The organism is Tenacibaculum larymnensis, from assembly GCF_028829235.1.
GTDB classification, from domain to species: domain Bacteria; phylum Bacteroidota; class Bacteroidia; order Flavobacteriales; family Flavobacteriaceae; genus Polaribacter; species Polaribacter larymnensis.
Genome location: NZ_JAIWJY010000004.1, coordinates 256,709 through 271,553, shown reverse-complemented (window position 1 = coordinate 271,553; position 14,845 = coordinate 256,709). Strand labels below are relative to the sequence as shown.

Genomic DNA, 14,845 nt, shown 5'->3' with positions numbered 1-14,845 from the left:
TTTAAACTGCTGATATTTATAAGTACTGATAATCATAAAGAGGTAGCTATGTTTATATAGATGTAGAATACTTTACTTATAAATATAATTGTGGAAGATAATTACAATTGTAACGACTGTTTTGTAGTTAACAAATGTAAATTATCGATCTTTATGTTTACTTTTGTAAAAAAAAGAAGCACCCTATTTACAGAGTGCTTTTTGTAGTTGAGAATGTAGTATTCTACTTATTTTTTATCCATTTTCTTGCATTCACAAAAGCTTCTAACCAAGGAGAAACTTCATCTTGTCTGTCTTGTGGATAGTTAGCCCAGTTCCATTGGAAAGTAGAACGCTCAATATGTGGCATAGTTACTAAATGACGACCAGTCTTATCACATAGCATTGCTGTGTTATAATCTGATCCATTTGGATTATTAGGATATCCTTCATAACCATACTTCGCAACAATATTATAATTGTTTTCAGTTTCTGGTAAATTGAATTTTCCTTCTCCATGAGAAATCCAAACCCCTAATTCAGTTCCCGCTAAACTAGATAACATTACTGAATTATTTTCTTGAACTTTTACAGATGTAAACGAACTTTCGTGTTTTTTAGATTCATTGTGAAGCATTTTACCATGTTCATTATGTTCAGGATTAATAAGTTCTAATTCCATAAACAACTGACATCCGTTACAAATACCAACTGAAAGCGTATCTTCTCTTTTAAAGAAATTTTTCAAAGCAGTATTTGCTTTTTCATTATATAAGAATGCTCCAGCCCATCCTTTAGCAGAACCTAACACATCTGAATTAGAAAAACCTCCAACAGCACCAATGAATTGAATATCTTCTAAAGTTTCACGACCAGAAATTAAATCTGTCATGTGAACATCTTTCACATCAAAACCAGCCAAATACATAGCGTTTGCCATTTCACGTTCAGAGTTAGAACCTTTTTCACGAATAATTGCAGCTTTTGGTCTACTAGTTGTTACAGTACCAACTGTATCAGCTAATTCTCCTGTAAAATTAGTTGGGAATGTGTATTTTAATGGTTGGTTTTTATAATTATCAAAACGATCTTTAGCTAAACCGTTTGCTGTTTGTTTTTGATCTAATAAATAAGAAGTCTTATACCAAGTATCTCTTAGCTCAGCAACAGATAAAGCAAAAATATCAGTTCCGTTTTTAATATTTAATCTGTCAGATTCAGTTACTGAACCTATTTTGAAGAATTCAATATTATTATCTGCTAAAATTTGCTCTACAGAAGAATCTACTGATTGGAAAACAATTCCTGAGTTTTCAGCAAATAATAATTTAATACTGTCAGTTTCCTTTAAAGTAGATAAATCTAAATTAGCACCTACATTCACATCTGCAAAACACAATTCTAATAAAGTAGTAATTAATCCTCCAGATGCAACATCATGTCCTGCAACGATTTTTCCTTCTTTTATTAAACTCTGTAAAACATTAAATGCTGATTTAAAGAATTCATTATTAGCAATAGTAGGAGCAGAGTTACCTAATTTGTTTACTATTTGCGCAAACGAACTTCCTCCTAATTTAAATTCATCTTGTGATAAATTGATATAATAAATATCTCCTTTGTTTGGTTGTAAAACAGGTTCTACAACTTTATTGATATCGTTACAGTTAGCTGCAGCAGAAATAACTACAGTACCTGGAGAAATTACTTCTTCATTAGGGTATTTCTGTTTCATTGATAAAGAATCTTTTCCTGTAGGAACATTGATTCCTAAATCAATAGAAAACTCAGAAACAGCCTTTACCGCTTTGTATAAACGAGCATCTTCTCCTTCATTTTTACAAGGCCACATCCAGTTTGCTGATAATGAAACCGATTGTAATCCGTCTTTTAAAGGGGCCCATACAATATTAGTTAATGCTTCAGCAATTGAGTTTTTACTTCCTGCTTCTGGATCAATCAATCCTGAAATAGGAGAGTGTCCAATTGTAGTAGCAATACCTTCTTTACCTTTATAGTCTAACGCCATCACACCTACATTGTTCAATGGAATTTGTAAGGAACCAACACATTGTTGCTTAGCTACTTTTCCTCCAACACAACGGTCAACTTTATTTGTTAACCAATCTTTACAGGCAACAGCTTCTAATTGTAAAACTTGTTCTAAGTAGTTAGTGAAATTTTCTTTAGAATACTCAACTTCAGCGTAATTACGATCTACGGTATTATCAGTCATAATCGTTTTAGGAGAACTACCAAACATATCTTCTAAAGCTAAATCCATCGGTTTATTACCGTTGGTTTTAGATTCAAAAGTAAAACGGTGGTCACCAGTAACATCACCAACAGTGTACATTGGTGAACGTTCACGCTCAGCAATTTTGTTAAGAGTATCAATATGCTTTTCAGCAATCACTAATCCCATACGCTCTTGAGATTCATTACCAATAATCTCTTTATCAGATAGAGTAGGGTCACCTACTGGTAATTTATCTAAATCGATGTTTCCACCAGTATCTTCCACTAATTCAGATAAACAGTTTAAGTGTCCACCAGCTCCGTGATCGTGAATAGATACAATAAAGTTCTCATCACTTTCTACCATACCACGAACGGCATTGGCAGCACGTTTTTGCATCTCTGGGTTTGAACGCTGAACAGCGTTTAATTCTATTCCTGAAGAAAATTCTCCAGTATCAGCAGAAGAAACCGCAGCTCCTCCCATACCAATACGGTAGTTCTCACCTCCAAGAATAACTATTTTATCTCCTTCTTGTGGAGTATCTTTCAATGCTTGCTCTTTTTTACCATATCCAATACCACCCGCTTGCATGATTACTTTGTCGAAACCAAGTTTGCGAGCATCTTCTTCATGTTCAAAAGTTAAGACAGAACCACAGATTAATGGTTGACCGAATTTATTACCAAAATCAGAAGCTCCATTAGATGCTTTGATTAAGATATCCATTGGAGTTTGGTATAACCATTTACGTTCATCCATTCCTTTTTCCCAAGGACGATTCTCTTCTAAACGAGAATAAGAAGTCATATAAACAGCAGTTCCAGCCAATGGTAAAGATCCTTTTCCACCAGCTAATCTATCGCGAATTTCTCCACCTGACCCTGTAGCTGCACCATTAAAAGGTTCTACAGTAGTAGGGAAGTTGTGTGTTTCAGCTTTTAATGAAATAACAGATTCAAACTCTTTTGTTTCGTAAAAATCTGGTTTATCTGCACTCTTCGGAGCAAATTGTTCCACTTTTGGTCCTTTTACAAAAGCAACATTGTCCTTATAAGCAGATACAATATCGTTTGGATTTTGCTTTGATGTTTCTTTAATTAACTTGAATAAAGAAGTAGGCATTTCTTCTCCATCAATAACAAAAGTTCCATTGAAAATTTTATGACGACAGTGTTCTGAATTTACTTGAGAGAATCCAAATACTTCAGAATCTGTTAATTTTCTACCAATTTTAGCAGCTACTTCTTCTAGATAAGCTATTTCTTCATCACTTAAAGCCAACCCTTCTTGCTCATTATAAGCAGCAATGTCATCAATCTCTAGAATTGGTTCAGGTTGAATATTGATAGTAAAAGTTTCTTGGTTTAATCCACTAAACTTTTGAGAAATCATTGGGTCAAAATCAGAAAAATCGTCAGTAACTGCTTCGAATTCTTCAATTCTGATGATTCCAGAAATACCCATGTTTTGGGTAATTTCAACAGCATTTGTACTCCAAGGAGTAATCATAGCTGCTCTAGGCCCAACAAAAAAGGCGTCAAGAGACGCCGCGTTTATTTTCGGTTGGTTGCCAAATAACCAAGTTAACTTCGAAATTGTTTCAGATGTTAATTCTTCTGTTGTTTGAACAGCAAATATTTTACTGTTTACGTTTCCAAAGAAATGAATCATTATGTTATAGTTGTGTTTGTGTGTTGTTTTAAAGGCGTAAATTTAATTCTTTTGGATGAAATAGAAGCATAAAAAAAGCAGCAAAATTTTGCTGCTTTTTCTTACATTATATTACTTGTTAAAATAATGACTATCAACATACATTTCTTGTTCGAACTTATTGGTTGATATATTTGTTTTAATATGTTCAAAACTTTTTATTTCGTACAATGACTTAGCAGAAACCCCTCTTATATCATCTAAAGCTGTTTTTAAGACTATTTCATTTTCGTCTCCAAAAGGTAAAATATTATCCCAGTACTTCCATTCTTCAATTAAAATATTAGGTTCAAATCCATCGCCATAATCGTTTTGCCCAAGTTTATTGTATATTTGAAAAACAATAGGTTGCATAGCCATTTTATGAGTTGAGTTGGCTGCGTTTACATTAGTATAATCACTAGTAGGTGAGTCATATAATGTTATTGACCCTTCATTTTTACCTACTGTTTTAGTTCCTATTAACTTAACTTCAATAAAAGGACGTAATCCATTTATAATCATTTCACTTGCTGATGCAGTACTGCCAGAAGTTAAAACATATAATTTGTTTATACCTGATAACCTATTTATAGCTTCTTCACTAGTCTTTTTTCCATCAGTTCCATAAACATTTAAAGTATTATTAAAATAATAAGGCTCATTGTATTGAGCGTGTTTCTTGTTAAATTTCAATTCAGCAAATTTATCTTTACCTGCTTCTTCATGTATCATACTAGCTAAATAAGCAGATGTTTCCACAGATCCTCCTCCATTAATTCTTAAGTCCAGTACGAGTTCTTGAATGCCTGCAGACTTTAATTCAGCAAAAGCGGCATTTAATTCATCATTATATGATGACCTAAAACCGTTGTAAAGTAAGTAACCAACCTTTTTACCATTAATATTATCAAAAACTTTAGTCAAATGTACTGGGTTATCAGATACGACAGCTTGTGTTATAGTTTTCTTTTCTTTTAGAATTGTACCATCTTTTTCTGTAAAAGAAAATTCAGAGGTTTCTTGGTAATATCCGTTAAGTACGGTTTTATAATTACTAACGGTCATTACAGTCCCATTAATAGCATTGATTATATCTCCTCTTTTAAATCCTGCCAAATCTGCAGGAGAACCTTTTGATACATGTTCTATATATATCACAACATAATCAGTAGTACCAACTTTAACAAGACTAGGTCTAAAACCAAAAGTTTTTGAAGTTCCTTGAAATTGTTGTTGTTGTGCAACATAGTCTTCTATAAACCATGAAAAATCATCATCAGCATGTTTTAAACTTTCAAATAAAGAACTAGGAGTACTATGGGAGTTTAAGTAAGTGTAATAATCATTAATGTTATCATCTTTACTATCTGATAAATTAGGAACTTCCTCTTGCCAATTATACCACGAATTCATTGCTTTCCATACAAAGTTGTTTACTTTGTTGTTTAGTGTGACATTTTCTGCAGGTTCAGCTATTTCATCATCCTTGCTACAATTTAAAAAAAGCGTAAAAGCAAAAGATAGTAATATAATTTTTCTCATTATTTAATGTAATTATTTGTTAATCTATAAACAATATAACAGATAAAATATGAGTTACCCTACTTTTTTAACATAAAAATCAATTTTTATCAGGTATTCTATTCCTCTCTATTTTTCCTTTTTTTGTTGTTTTATAATTTTCATAACAGTTCAAGACAGCTTCTATTAATTGCAAGTCACTAGCTTTTTTTATAAAATATTCAGAGTAGTTGCAATCAGACAGTAGTTTATTTAATTCAGCCCTATCCATTTCTAGGTATTCCATCATAACCTCGCGATCAAACTTACCTGCTAGCATTTTTCGTAAATCATCTTCCTTTTTAAGTTTTTTAAGTTTTTTTAGCTGTTTAGGCTTTTTACCAAAGAGGTTATATACTAAGTCAACTGGGTTTAATAACTTAGCAATAGGAGAGGAGATTTTTTGAGGTCTTCCAACTTCATAAGTTTGAGGAAGTCCATTAATATGTATTCTTGTAAAACGGTCTTTTGGAACTTGTTTAATATCTACTTCTAGTACTCCGATAAGTTCAGTAGATTTAATAACTACTTCCTTTACTTCTTCTGGTTTTTCTTCTAAAGAGATTACAACTTCATTCCCTTTTAAAAGATCATTTGTAATTTTTAGTTTTATTGAGGAGTACCCTAAATAAGAAACCAATACAGTATCATTTGCTTGTGCAACAAGGTCAAAAAGGCCTTTTTCATTTGTTATAGTACCTACAACACTGTTAAGGTTTAAGATATGAGCCGCACTCAAAGGCTTTTTAGACTCGGAGTCTATTATTTGTCCTTTTAGTTTGTCTTGTGCTTGAATAGATATACTAAATACTATTGCTACTAAGAATAATAATTGTTTTTGCATAAAGCGAAAATAAGAATAATAGGCTTTGTACTCGTTAATAATTTGTGAAATTAATTATTGTTTTGTTGTGTGTGTTTTTTTAATGATAATTAATAAATAAAAACATAAATAAGTAGAGATAATTTAAAAAAATAAATAAAAAAGTAGGGGAAACGTATTTGAGATTGTTTAATTACTCCTCGAGGTCTTAATTAGTACAATATTAAATTTAAAAAATAAATAAATGAAAAATCTAAAAATACTTGGATTAACCCTCTTTTCAATTATTTCATGTCAAAACGACGATCTATTACATAATTCTGAAATAAATTCTAGTAAAGAGCAAGTAGCTCAATTTATAACACCGGATACACCAGATGGTATTCATAATTTAAATATTAATGAACTATATGATAACACTTTTTCCAGAGCTAAAGGAGTAGCTGTAGAAGAGAATTGTGTAGATAAAGAAGTGTCATTTACTCAAACAGATTCAGATTTCTTTATTTTGGATGCAAATAGTTCTTTACTATGGCCTGGTAATTTGGTAGCTGCGAGATCTATACAAGAAGGAGCCCCAGTGTCTATACCTATTTTTGGAGAAGATAGGAATCCTTTAGAGGTAAGAGTAAATGTGTTGTCAGGAACATCTGCTTCTACATCAAGAACAATTGAAGAACCAACACCAGGAAAAGTTCAAGATAATTTAAACTCTATTTTAAATGCTTACTATAAGAGTGAAGCTAATTTTCCTGCTAGTTTTGATATTAGTATTCAAAGAATTCATGATGAAAAACAATTTCAATTATCTTTAAATGCAGGATATTCTGGACCTAGTGTAAATGTGTCAGGTAGTTTTGGGTTAGACTTCTCTACCCAGAAAACTAGATATGCAGTTACTTTGAAACAACGTTTTTTTACAGCTTCAGTATCTCCTAAAGAAGGAATTATAGGAAAGAATGGTTGGTTAAATAATAATGTTTCCCCAGAGAGGTTAAAACCTTATGTTACTGATTATTTAGAGGTAAGTGAAGATCAACAAAACCCATCTTCGTATATAGAATCAGTAACTTATGGTAAACTGTATACGTTAATTTATGAATCTAGTAGTAGTGCTAAAGAAGTTGAAGCAGCTCTGAATTTTGCTTATAAATCAGTAGGAACAGAAGTGAATGCAGAATTAGAAGCTAGGTATAAATCAATTTTTAGTGAATCTACTGTTAAAGTTAAGCAATTGGGAGGAAATGCTACTTCTGGAATAGCATCATCTTTAGCAGCTATGGCTAATAATTTAGATAGGGTTGTTGATTTTCTGAAAGAAGGAGCGGAGGTATCAGTTGATAATCCAGGGTATCCGATTTCTTATAAAGTAAATTACACTTACGATAACAGACCTTTTAAAGTAAGTTCAAATTTAGAGTATATTATCAAAGAATGTGATTTAGTATATTATGATAAAATAAGAGTAGACCCAACTAATGTAGCTCTATATGGAAGTGATCATGGAACTAGTGGAGCTGAGCTTTTCGGTAGATTTTATGTAGAAAAGTATGACCAAGAACTAGGATCTTGGTATTTAACAGGAAAGAAAATTTATTGGGGGTACGGAATTGAAGAGCATGTAGGTTTAGACTATTATAGATTTGGCGAAAAAAGAAGTGTAGCTGATGGAAAAGTAATTGACTTTATGGTAAAGGCTAAAGCAGGTGAACGTTTTAGAATAGTTTCTGTAATAGGAGAATGTGATTCTGGATGTTATGTTTATAGAGATGGAGCAAAGGCTTATAATGAGTATGAGTATAATCTTAGTTCAAAAAAATGGGAAGATTATACAAGACACAATCCGTATGTAGATAATTATACAGTAGGAGATGGTTTTCATAATCAAACATGGAATGGAGTAAGGACTATAGTTCAAGATGATACTTGTTATTTAGACTATAACACATATATATTAAATTAAATAACTTAAACACAAGGAGGTTTTTTTTAGTCTCCTTGTCTTATATAAATAAAAAAAGCACAATACAAAAATGTATTGTGCTTTTTTGTGCACGTAACAGGAGTCGAACCTGCACTTCCGTTGGAAACAAGCCCCTCAAGCCTGCGCGTCTACCAATTCCGCCATACGTGCATAAACTAAAAAAGTTAAGCGGAATGCTTAACTTTTTGTGACCGGGCTGGGGCTCGAACCCAGGACCCTCTCCTTAAAAGGGAGATGCTCTACCAACTGAGCTACCCGGTCATTGCTTCTTTGTGAAAGCGGTTGCAAATATACAACTGTTCTTTAAATCAAAAAAGCTTTTTTGTAATATTTTTTACTCATATTTGTAACTGCTTAATTACTAGTTTATGAAAATTGTATTATTAGGATATATGGCGAGTGGAAAATCGACAATTGGACGAAATTTAGCCGAAAAAATGGAAATTCCGTTTGTTGATTTAGATGAGTATATCGAAAAAAAAGAAGAAAAAACAGTTTCTGAGATTTTTGAACAGAAAGGAGAGATTTATTTTAGAAAGCAAGAACATATATATTTAAAAGAGCTTTTGGAGCAAGAAAAGAGCTTTATATTGTCTTTAGGAGGAGGTACACCTTGTTATGCAGGAAATATGGATGTGTTATTAAGTTTTAACGACGTGAGGTCGGTGTATTTAAAGACGAGTATAAATACTATTGTAGACAGGCTAACAAAGGAAAAAAGTAAACGTCCATTAGTTGCTCGCTTAAATAATAAAGAAGAGTTGGCAGAATTCGTTGCAAAACACTTATTTGAACGAAGCTATTTTTATAATCAAGCTAAATATAAGATAGCCGTAGATGATAAAAGTATTGACGAAATTATGGATAGTTTACAATCAATTTTAAGTTAAATAAGCAATTGTTTCATTAGCTTTGAATTCAACAACTACATGTTCCTTAATAGATGTAGATAAAGATAGACCTTTAAAGTCAGCCTTAACAGGATATTTTTTGTGGTTTCTATTTACTAACACAGCAGTCTTAAATCGTTTTAAAGGGACTTCTAAAAAATGCTTAACACCATATATAAGGGTGGTACCTGAGTTTAAAACATCATCGACTAAAACTAATGCTTTATTTTGGTACTCTTTACTACTTATAGAGGTAGTGATTGGACTGATTGGTTTTTTCTTATCAATAAAAACTTTACATAATGTTACTTTTATAGGAGAAACCTGACTTAAAACAGTTGAAATTTTTTCTGCTAAAAAATATCCATTATCAGCAATACCAGCAATAATAATTTCCGTTTCGTTACTATTACTTTCATAGATTTGAAAGGCTATTCGACGAATTTTTTGTTCAACCTGAGTATTGTTTAAGATGATATTATTTACTTCAGTCATTCTATTAGCTAATTTTAACTTAATTTGGAATTACAAATTAACATCATTTTTATTAGAATCGTCATAATAATCGTCAATATCACGACGATCTTTTTTTGTAGGACGTCCAGTTCCTTTTTTACGATAATAGTCCTTAGCGTATTTTAATAACTCAGTTTTTTCAAACTCTTCTTTAGGGGTTAAATCTTTTCTGTATAAATCAACCAATTTAGCCCCAACGCGGTTAGGAGGGATGTCTATAACTTTAATTTTGTAATTTATTTGGTTTTTACGGATGGTAATTTCTTCATTACCAAATATTTCTTTTGAAGGTTTAAGGTTAGTACCCTCTATTTTAACATGCCCTTTTTTACAAGCATCTGTGGCAATACTACGGGTTTTAAATAAGCGAATACACCACAAATATTTGTCAATTCTCATATAAAAAGTTAATTTTTATCGTTTCGTTTTTTACAAAGGTATAAAAATGGTAAATTGCGCGTTAAAATTTCAGAATTAAATGATAAAATTTAAACATTTACTTTGTACTGCCATTGTAGGTACTCTTTTATACGCTTGTGGAAGTGATAGCAATTCACCCGTTGATAATTTTGACCATGAGGCACAAGCTATAATTGATAATGACTCTTTGGTTACATTTTTGAAGAATAACTATTATAATGAGGTTTTAGATTCAGTTAAACCTATTACCAATAATGAAACATCATTATTTGATGATGATAAGTTGGTGACTAAAGAAGTAACTGAAAATGATATTAATTATAAACTTTATTATTATGTAAATAGAGTAGGTACTCCAGATGAGGACAAAGGGTTTCCAACGGTAATGGACTCTGTTTATGCTAAATATAGGGGACAAAGAATCGTTAGAAAAGACAGTTTAAGTCCAGATTTTGATAAAAACACTGCATGGTTTTCTTTAAACAATGTTATTAGAGGTTGGACTTATAGTTTTATTCATTTTAAAGGAGGAAACAATGTAACAAATGATGGACCTATTAATTATGAGAATGGAGGAAAAGGAATTTTGTTTATACCTTCTGGATTAGCTTATGCAAATAGAGGAACAACTACTATAGCCCCAAATTCTTTATTGATGTTTTATATCGAGTTGTGGGATTTGGTTCCAGATACTGATGAGGATCAAGATGGGGTAGCTTCCATCAACGAAGATCCAGATGGAGATGGAAATCCCAGAAATGATGATACAGACGGAGACGGTGTGCCTAATTATTTAGATACTGATGATGATGGTGACGGTGTTTTATCAAAAGATGAGGACAAAAATGGAGACGGAAATCCAGCAAACGATTTTAGTGACCCAAATAAACCTAATGTACCTGATTATTTAAATAGAGACATTTTTTAGATATAAAAAGTTATAAAAAAAACCGAAGTTTTAACTTCGGTTTTTTTTTGTATTTAACTTTAAAATGTTTTAGAATCTATATGATAAACCAACAATAATTTGATTTACACGAGTATCAAAATTTACGTTTCCAACATTAGAGTCTACAAATTCGGCTTCAGTATCTGACAAAGCTCTTTCCCAACGTACATCTAATCCTAATTTACCAAGCTCAACACCAACACCTAATTGTAATCCAACAGAAAAACCATCAGAATCTACTTGTTTAAGATCTTCAATATTAAAATCAGAATCTAAAATATACTGAAAAGAAGGTCCAGCAAAAACATGTCCTACCTTTAAAAAGTTGAATCCTAATAAAACAGGAATATCTATTTTTTGAATTTCATAGGTGGTAGTTTTGGCAGTAAAACCAGAAGGCTCATAAGAAACTTCGTTGCTTAATTGCGTATATACCAATTCAGGTCTAATATATAAACCTGTAGCAGGTAATTTTATACGTAACCAACCACCGGCATGAAAACCTGTTTTACTTTTAGCTCCATTAAAGACGTCGTCTTTTACATCAGAAAAAGAATCAGAGTTGTAGTTGATACCACCTTTTATACCTCCTTGGATTTGGCTTTGCACTAATTGAGAGCCTCCTATTAGAAGGCATAAAATAAAAATTGCTTTTTTCATTGTTATTAATTTACACTGTTAAATTGGGTTAAATATTTACTTTTTTATAAAAAAAATACATCACTTTAAACTTAAAAAGTGATGTATTTATTGTTTGAGTGCTTATATTCTTATTTTCTAGAAATAACTTTTTCAACTGCTTTTACTATGGCTTCATCATTTAAGCCATATTTTTTCATTAGTTCATCTGGAGTAGCAGATTCTCCAAAACTATCATTTACAGCAACAAATTCTTGTGGAGTAGGTACATTAGTAGCTAAACAGCGAGCAACACTTTCTCCTAAGCCTCCATATTTATTATGTTCTTCAGCAGTAACTATACATCCTGTTTTGGCAACAGATTTTAAAATAGCTTCTTCATCTAATGGCTTGATTGTATGAATATTTATTACTTCTGCAGAAATACCTTTGGCTTCTAATTGCTCAGCAGCTTGTAAGGCTTCCCAAACTAAATGACCAGTAGCAACAATAGTAACATCGTTACCTTCGGTAAGTTGAATAGCTTTTCCTATTTCAAAAGGTTGTTCGGTCATAAATACCGGTACTTTTGGACGCCCAAAACGTAAATATACAGGACCTTCATGTTCTGCTATTGCTAAAGTTGCAGCTTTAGTTTGGCTATAATCACAAGTGTTTATTACAGTCATTCCTGGCAACATTTTCATTAATCCAATATCTTCTAAAATTTGGTGTGTTGCTCCGTCTTCACCTAAAGTTAATCCAGCGTGAGAAGCACAAATTTTTACGTTTTTATCAGAATAAGCAACTGATTGACGAATTTGGTCATAAACTCTACCAGTAGAAAAGTTAGCGAATGTACCAGTAAAAGGAATTTTTCCTCCAATTGTTAATCCAGCTGCAATTCCTATCATGTTTGCTTCAGCAATTCCTACTTGATAAAAACGTTCTGGATGATTTTCAGCAAACTCATTCATTTTCAATGAACCTGTTAAATCTGCACATAAGGCTACAACATTAGGATTTTTTTGTCCTAATTCAGTTAAACCATCACCAAACCCAGAACGGGTATCTTTTTTTTCAGTATAAGTATATTTTTTCATCAGTTTGTGTTGTGTAAATACGCGTCAAAAATAATCTTTTATATAGATGTAAAGCTACAATTTTGATAATTCTTTGTAAAGTTTATGAATAGGAAATCCCATAACGTTAAAATAGCTTCCTTTAATTTTAGTAATTCCTATTTTACCAATCCATTCTTGAATACCATAAGCTCCAGCTTTATCAAAAGGTTTATAAGTGTTTATGTAGTAGTTAATTTCTTCGTCCGATAGTTCCCTAAAATTAACAATAGTGGTATCATTCACCGTTTTTTGAAATGATTTACCAGTAATACATATAGAAGTGATAACTTCATGTTTGTTATTAGATATCTCTTTAAGCATTTGAAATGCTTCATCATAATTTTTAGGTTTTCCTAAAGCTCTTTTGTTTATCCATACTATAGTGTCAGACGTTATTAACAACTCGTTTTCTTTTAACTCTTTTTTGAAAGGAGTAGCTTTCAAATCAGCTAAAAAATCAGTTATTTCTGAATGTTTTAGCTCTTTAGGATAGATTTCTTCAACTTCCTTTGTTTTAATAGAAAAAGGAATGTCTAAACTTTTTATTAATTCTTGTCTTCTAGGTGAATTTGAAGCAAGAATAATGGAGTATTTTGATAGTTTAGTTGATAACATATTTTATATAATAACCTATGGTAGGAACACTTAAGAGGGCTAAAAGGAAATTAACGTAACTAATTTTATGCAAAGCCTTATAGTCCTTAGCTTCAGAAGCTAGCATTAATCGGTAAATAAAGTATAGCTCAGGAATTGTTCCTAGTAACATAATTGTTGAGAAAATGAACTTGTTTTTAATAAAAGAAATTGCTATTGAAAATACAAATAAGCAACCTATTATAGAGAGCATTAAAGCAATGTTTTTTGCCCTTTTTCGTCCTAATAAAACAGGAAGGGTATTTTGTTTGTTTAAATTATCTTGATTTACGTTAATAATATCAATAATTATTTCAACAACGATATTACTCAAAAAAGAGATGGTTACATAAGCAATAGTTATTAGTTGAAGGTCGTAAAACAACTCCCATTGCTCTATCGATAAATTAAGAGGAAAATCAAACCACCAAAGAGTAAGTAGTGCAAAAGGTTTTAGAAAAGACGTAACAATGTTGCTAAAAAAAGTTTTTTGAGTGTTGTTTTTAGAGTAAAGGTATACAATAATAGGGCAGGCTATAAATATAAGTCCATACCAAGCTTTGTTTACTTTTATAGATAAATATAACCCTACAATAATGCCTATTAGCATTAAGTAAATGGATAGATTTTTTACTTTTTGTAAAGGGAGTCTAGTTTTTTTTTGTGTGTTTCTAAAGAAAAAACTGGTCAAGTAACCAGAAGCTAGTAAAAAAGCACTAGAGATAGATAACAAACCTAAATCAAGGAAAGAAAGAGTTGTTTTAAAACCATAACCATGTAAAAAAGAAAACTTAAATAAGAATAGGATAAAAATAAAGTATATAATTTTTTTCCATTGTATGATATTTAAAAAAGTATCATTCATTAATTATAAGCCTTTTTAATTCGGGCTAAATCACGCTTATTATCACGATCTTTAATACTTTGTCTTTTATCATGAGTTTTCTTTCCTTTTGCAAGAGCAATATCTAGTTTTGCCCAACCATTTTCATTAATAAATAAACGTAATGGAACAATTGTACTACCTTTAGCTTCAACTTCTTTTTCTAGTTTTTTCAATTCACGTTTATTTAACAATAAACGACGCTCACTTTTAGGTTTGTGATTATAATGGTTTCCAAAAGCATATTCTTCAATATACATGTTTACCACAAAAAGCTCTCCTTTGTCATTAAATTCACAAAAGCTTTCCGTAATTCGAGCCTTACTTTGTCTTATAGATTTAATTTCAGTACCAGTGAGTTGAATTCCTGCTGTGTATTTATCTATTATCTCGTATTCGAAACGAGCTTTTTTATTCTGTATGTTGATCTTTTTTTGCATAAATAGAACACAAATATAACTATAATTTTAAGTTGTTAAATAAAATTATTAAGCTATGATTTAAGTCATGTTTTATGGAGTGAGCGGAATGT

13 protein-coding genes and 2 tRNA genes are annotated in these 14,845 nt (G+C 31.3%); 3 read left to right on the top strand and 12 right to left on the bottom strand.

The features are described from left to right. Positions 1 to 223 precede the first annotated feature (223 nt). From purL to LCI24_RS08175, 3 genes are all read right to left on the bottom strand, one after another. Entirely contained in the window at positions 224 to 3,892 is a 3,669-nt protein-coding gene (gene purL, locus LCI24_RS08185) for a phosphoribosylformylglycinamidine synthase (protein WP_274639941.1), read from the bottom strand. A 111-nt stretch (positions 3,893 to 4,003) separates the two neighbouring features. Continuing rightward, positions 4,004 to 5,455 (bottom strand): S41 family peptidase, encoded by a 1,452-nt coding sequence (locus LCI24_RS08180; protein WP_274639940.1) that lies wholly within the window; start codon positions 5,453 to 5,455, stop codon positions 4,004 to 4,006. 79 nt (positions 5,456 to 5,534) lie between these two features. Further along, positions 5,535 to 6,317, bottom strand: coding sequence for a carboxypeptidase-like regulatory domain-containing protein (locus tag LCI24_RS08175; RefSeq protein ID WP_274639939.1), 783 nt, complete (start codon positions 6,315 to 6,317; stop codon positions 5,535 to 5,537). Between the two features lie 223 nt (positions 6,318 to 6,540). Between LCI24_RS08175 and LCI24_RS08170 the strand changes: the two genes are divergently transcribed. After that, positions 6,541 to 8,259 (top strand): thiol-activated cytolysin family protein, encoded by a 1,719-nt coding sequence (locus LCI24_RS08170; RefSeq protein WP_274639938.1) that lies wholly within the window; start codon positions 6,541 to 6,543, stop codon positions 8,257 to 8,259. 88 nt (positions 8,260 to 8,347) lie between these two features. Here LCI24_RS08170 and LCI24_RS08165 read toward each other — a convergent pair. After that, positions 8,348 to 8,430: transfer RNA gene (locus LCI24_RS08165), tRNA-Leu, on the bottom strand. Positions 8,431 to 8,468: 38 nt separating this feature from the next. Then, positions 8,469 to 8,541 (bottom strand) — tRNA-Lys (locus LCI24_RS08160). 107 nt (positions 8,542 to 8,648) lie between these two features. On the opposite strand from LCI24_RS08160, the gene LCI24_RS08155 reads away from it, so the two are divergent. Further along, positions 8,649 to 9,170 carry a shikimate kinase gene (locus LCI24_RS08155; protein ID WP_274639937.1) on the top strand — a complete coding sequence of 174 codons (522 nt, stop codon included), beginning with the start codon at positions 8,649 to 8,651 and terminating at the stop codon, positions 9,168 to 9,170. On the opposite strand, the gene LCI24_RS08150 is transcribed toward LCI24_RS08155, so the two are convergent. Both LCI24_RS08150 and LCI24_RS08145 read right to left on the bottom strand, forming a co-directional pair. Then, positions 9,162 to 9,665 (bottom strand): phosphoribosyltransferase family protein, encoded by a 504-nt coding sequence (locus tag LCI24_RS08150; protein WP_274639936.1) that lies wholly within the window; start codon positions 9,663 to 9,665, stop codon positions 9,162 to 9,164. The two genes, LCI24_RS08155 and LCI24_RS08150, sit on opposite strands and share 9 nt — an antisense overlap. Before the next feature lie 30 nt (positions 9,666 to 9,695). Continuing rightward, entirely contained in the window at positions 9,696 to 10,085 is a 390-nt protein-coding gene (locus LCI24_RS08145) for an RNA-binding S4 domain-containing protein (protein ID WP_274639935.1), read from the bottom strand. 79 nt (positions 10,086 to 10,164) lie between these two features. On the opposite strand from LCI24_RS08145, the gene LCI24_RS08140 reads away from it, so the two are divergent. After that, positions 10,165 to 11,034: an FKBP-type peptidyl-prolyl cis-trans isomerase gene (locus tag LCI24_RS08140; protein ID WP_274639934.1), complete on the top strand. Its 870-nt coding sequence runs from the start codon at positions 10,165 to 10,167 to the stop codon at positions 11,032 to 11,034. 69 nt (positions 11,035 to 11,103) lie between these two features. Here the strand turns inward: LCI24_RS08140 and LCI24_RS08135 are convergent, their stop codons facing one another. The 5 genes from LCI24_RS08135 to smpB all read right to left on the bottom strand — a co-directional run bounded on the left by LCI24_RS08135 (position 11,104) and on the right by smpB (position 14,753). Then, the gene (locus LCI24_RS08135) at positions 11,104 to 11,715 is read right to left on the bottom strand and encodes a porin family protein (RefSeq protein ID WP_274639933.1); all 612 of its coding nucleotides are present in this window, start codon (positions 11,713 to 11,715) and stop codon (positions 11,104 to 11,106) included. A 110-nt stretch (positions 11,716 to 11,825) separates the two neighbouring features. Next, positions 11,826 to 12,776 carry a transketolase family protein gene (locus LCI24_RS08130; protein WP_274639932.1) on the bottom strand — a complete coding sequence of 317 codons (951 nt, stop codon included), beginning with the start codon at positions 12,774 to 12,776 and terminating at the stop codon, positions 11,826 to 11,828. Between the two features lie 54 nt (positions 12,777 to 12,830). Next, positions 12,831 to 13,412 carry a Maf-like protein gene (locus tag LCI24_RS08125; RefSeq protein WP_274639931.1) on the bottom strand — a complete coding sequence of 194 codons (582 nt, stop codon included), beginning with the start codon at positions 13,410 to 13,412 and terminating at the stop codon, positions 12,831 to 12,833. Next, positions 13,399 to 14,295: a UbiA prenyltransferase family protein gene (locus tag LCI24_RS08120; RefSeq protein WP_274639930.1), complete on the bottom strand. Its 897-nt coding sequence runs from the start codon at positions 14,293 to 14,295 to the stop codon at positions 13,399 to 13,401. Before LCI24_RS08120 ends, LCI24_RS08125 begins: the two co-directional genes overlap by 14 nt. Beyond that, complete coding sequence (smpB, locus tag LCI24_RS08115; RefSeq protein ID WP_099214355.1) at positions 14,295 to 14,753, bottom strand: SsrA-binding protein SmpB; 459 nt, start codon at positions 14,751 to 14,753, stop codon at positions 14,295 to 14,297. The genes LCI24_RS08120 and smpB overlap by 1 nt, the downstream gene beginning before the upstream one ends. Positions 14,754 to 14,845 lie beyond the last annotated feature (92 nt).

Bases quoted from the DNA above. Each gene is read 5' to 3' on its own strand.
- purL (WP_274639941.1), bottom strand. From the start codon at position 3,892: ATGATTCATTTCTTTGGAAACGTAAACAGTAAAATATTTGCTGTTCAA.
- LCI24_RS08180 (WP_274639940.1), bottom strand. From the start codon at position 5,455: ATGAGAAAAATTATATTACTATCTTTTGCTTTTACGCTTTTTTTAAAT.
- LCI24_RS08175 (WP_274639939.1), bottom strand. From the start codon at position 6,317: ATGCAAAAACAATTATTATTCTTAGTAGCAATAGTATTTAGTATATCT.
- LCI24_RS08170 (WP_274639938.1), top strand. From the start codon at position 6,541: ATGAAAAATCTAAAAATACTTGGATTAACCCTCTTTTCAATTATTTCA.
- LCI24_RS08155 (WP_274639937.1), top strand. From the start codon at position 8,649: ATGAAAATTGTATTATTAGGATATATGGCGAGTGGAAAATCGACAATT.
- LCI24_RS08150 (WP_274639936.1), bottom strand. From the start codon at position 9,665: ATGACTGAAGTAAATAATATCATCTTAAACAATACTCAGGTTGAACAA.
- LCI24_RS08145 (WP_274639935.1), bottom strand. From the start codon at position 10,085: ATGAGAATTGACAAATATTTGTGGTGTATTCGCTTATTTAAAACCCGT.
- LCI24_RS08140 (WP_274639934.1), top strand. From the start codon at position 10,165: ATGATAAAATTTAAACATTTACTTTGTACTGCCATTGTAGGTACTCTT.
- LCI24_RS08135 (WP_274639933.1), bottom strand. From the start codon at position 11,715: ATGAAAAAAGCAATTTTTATTTTATGCCTTCTAATAGGAGGCTCTCAA.
- LCI24_RS08130 (WP_274639932.1), bottom strand. From the start codon at position 12,776: ATGAAAAAATATACTTATACTGAAAAAAAAGATACCCGTTCTGGGTTT.
- LCI24_RS08125 (WP_274639931.1), bottom strand. From the start codon at position 13,412: ATGTTATCAACTAAACTATCAAAATACTCCATTATTCTTGCTTCAAAT.
- LCI24_RS08120 (WP_274639930.1), bottom strand. From the start codon at position 14,295: ATGAATGATACTTTTTTAAATATCATACAATGGAAAAAAATTATATAC.
- smpB (WP_099214355.1), bottom strand. From the start codon at position 14,753: ATGCAAAAAAAGATCAACATACAGAATAAAAAAGCTCGTTTCGAATAC.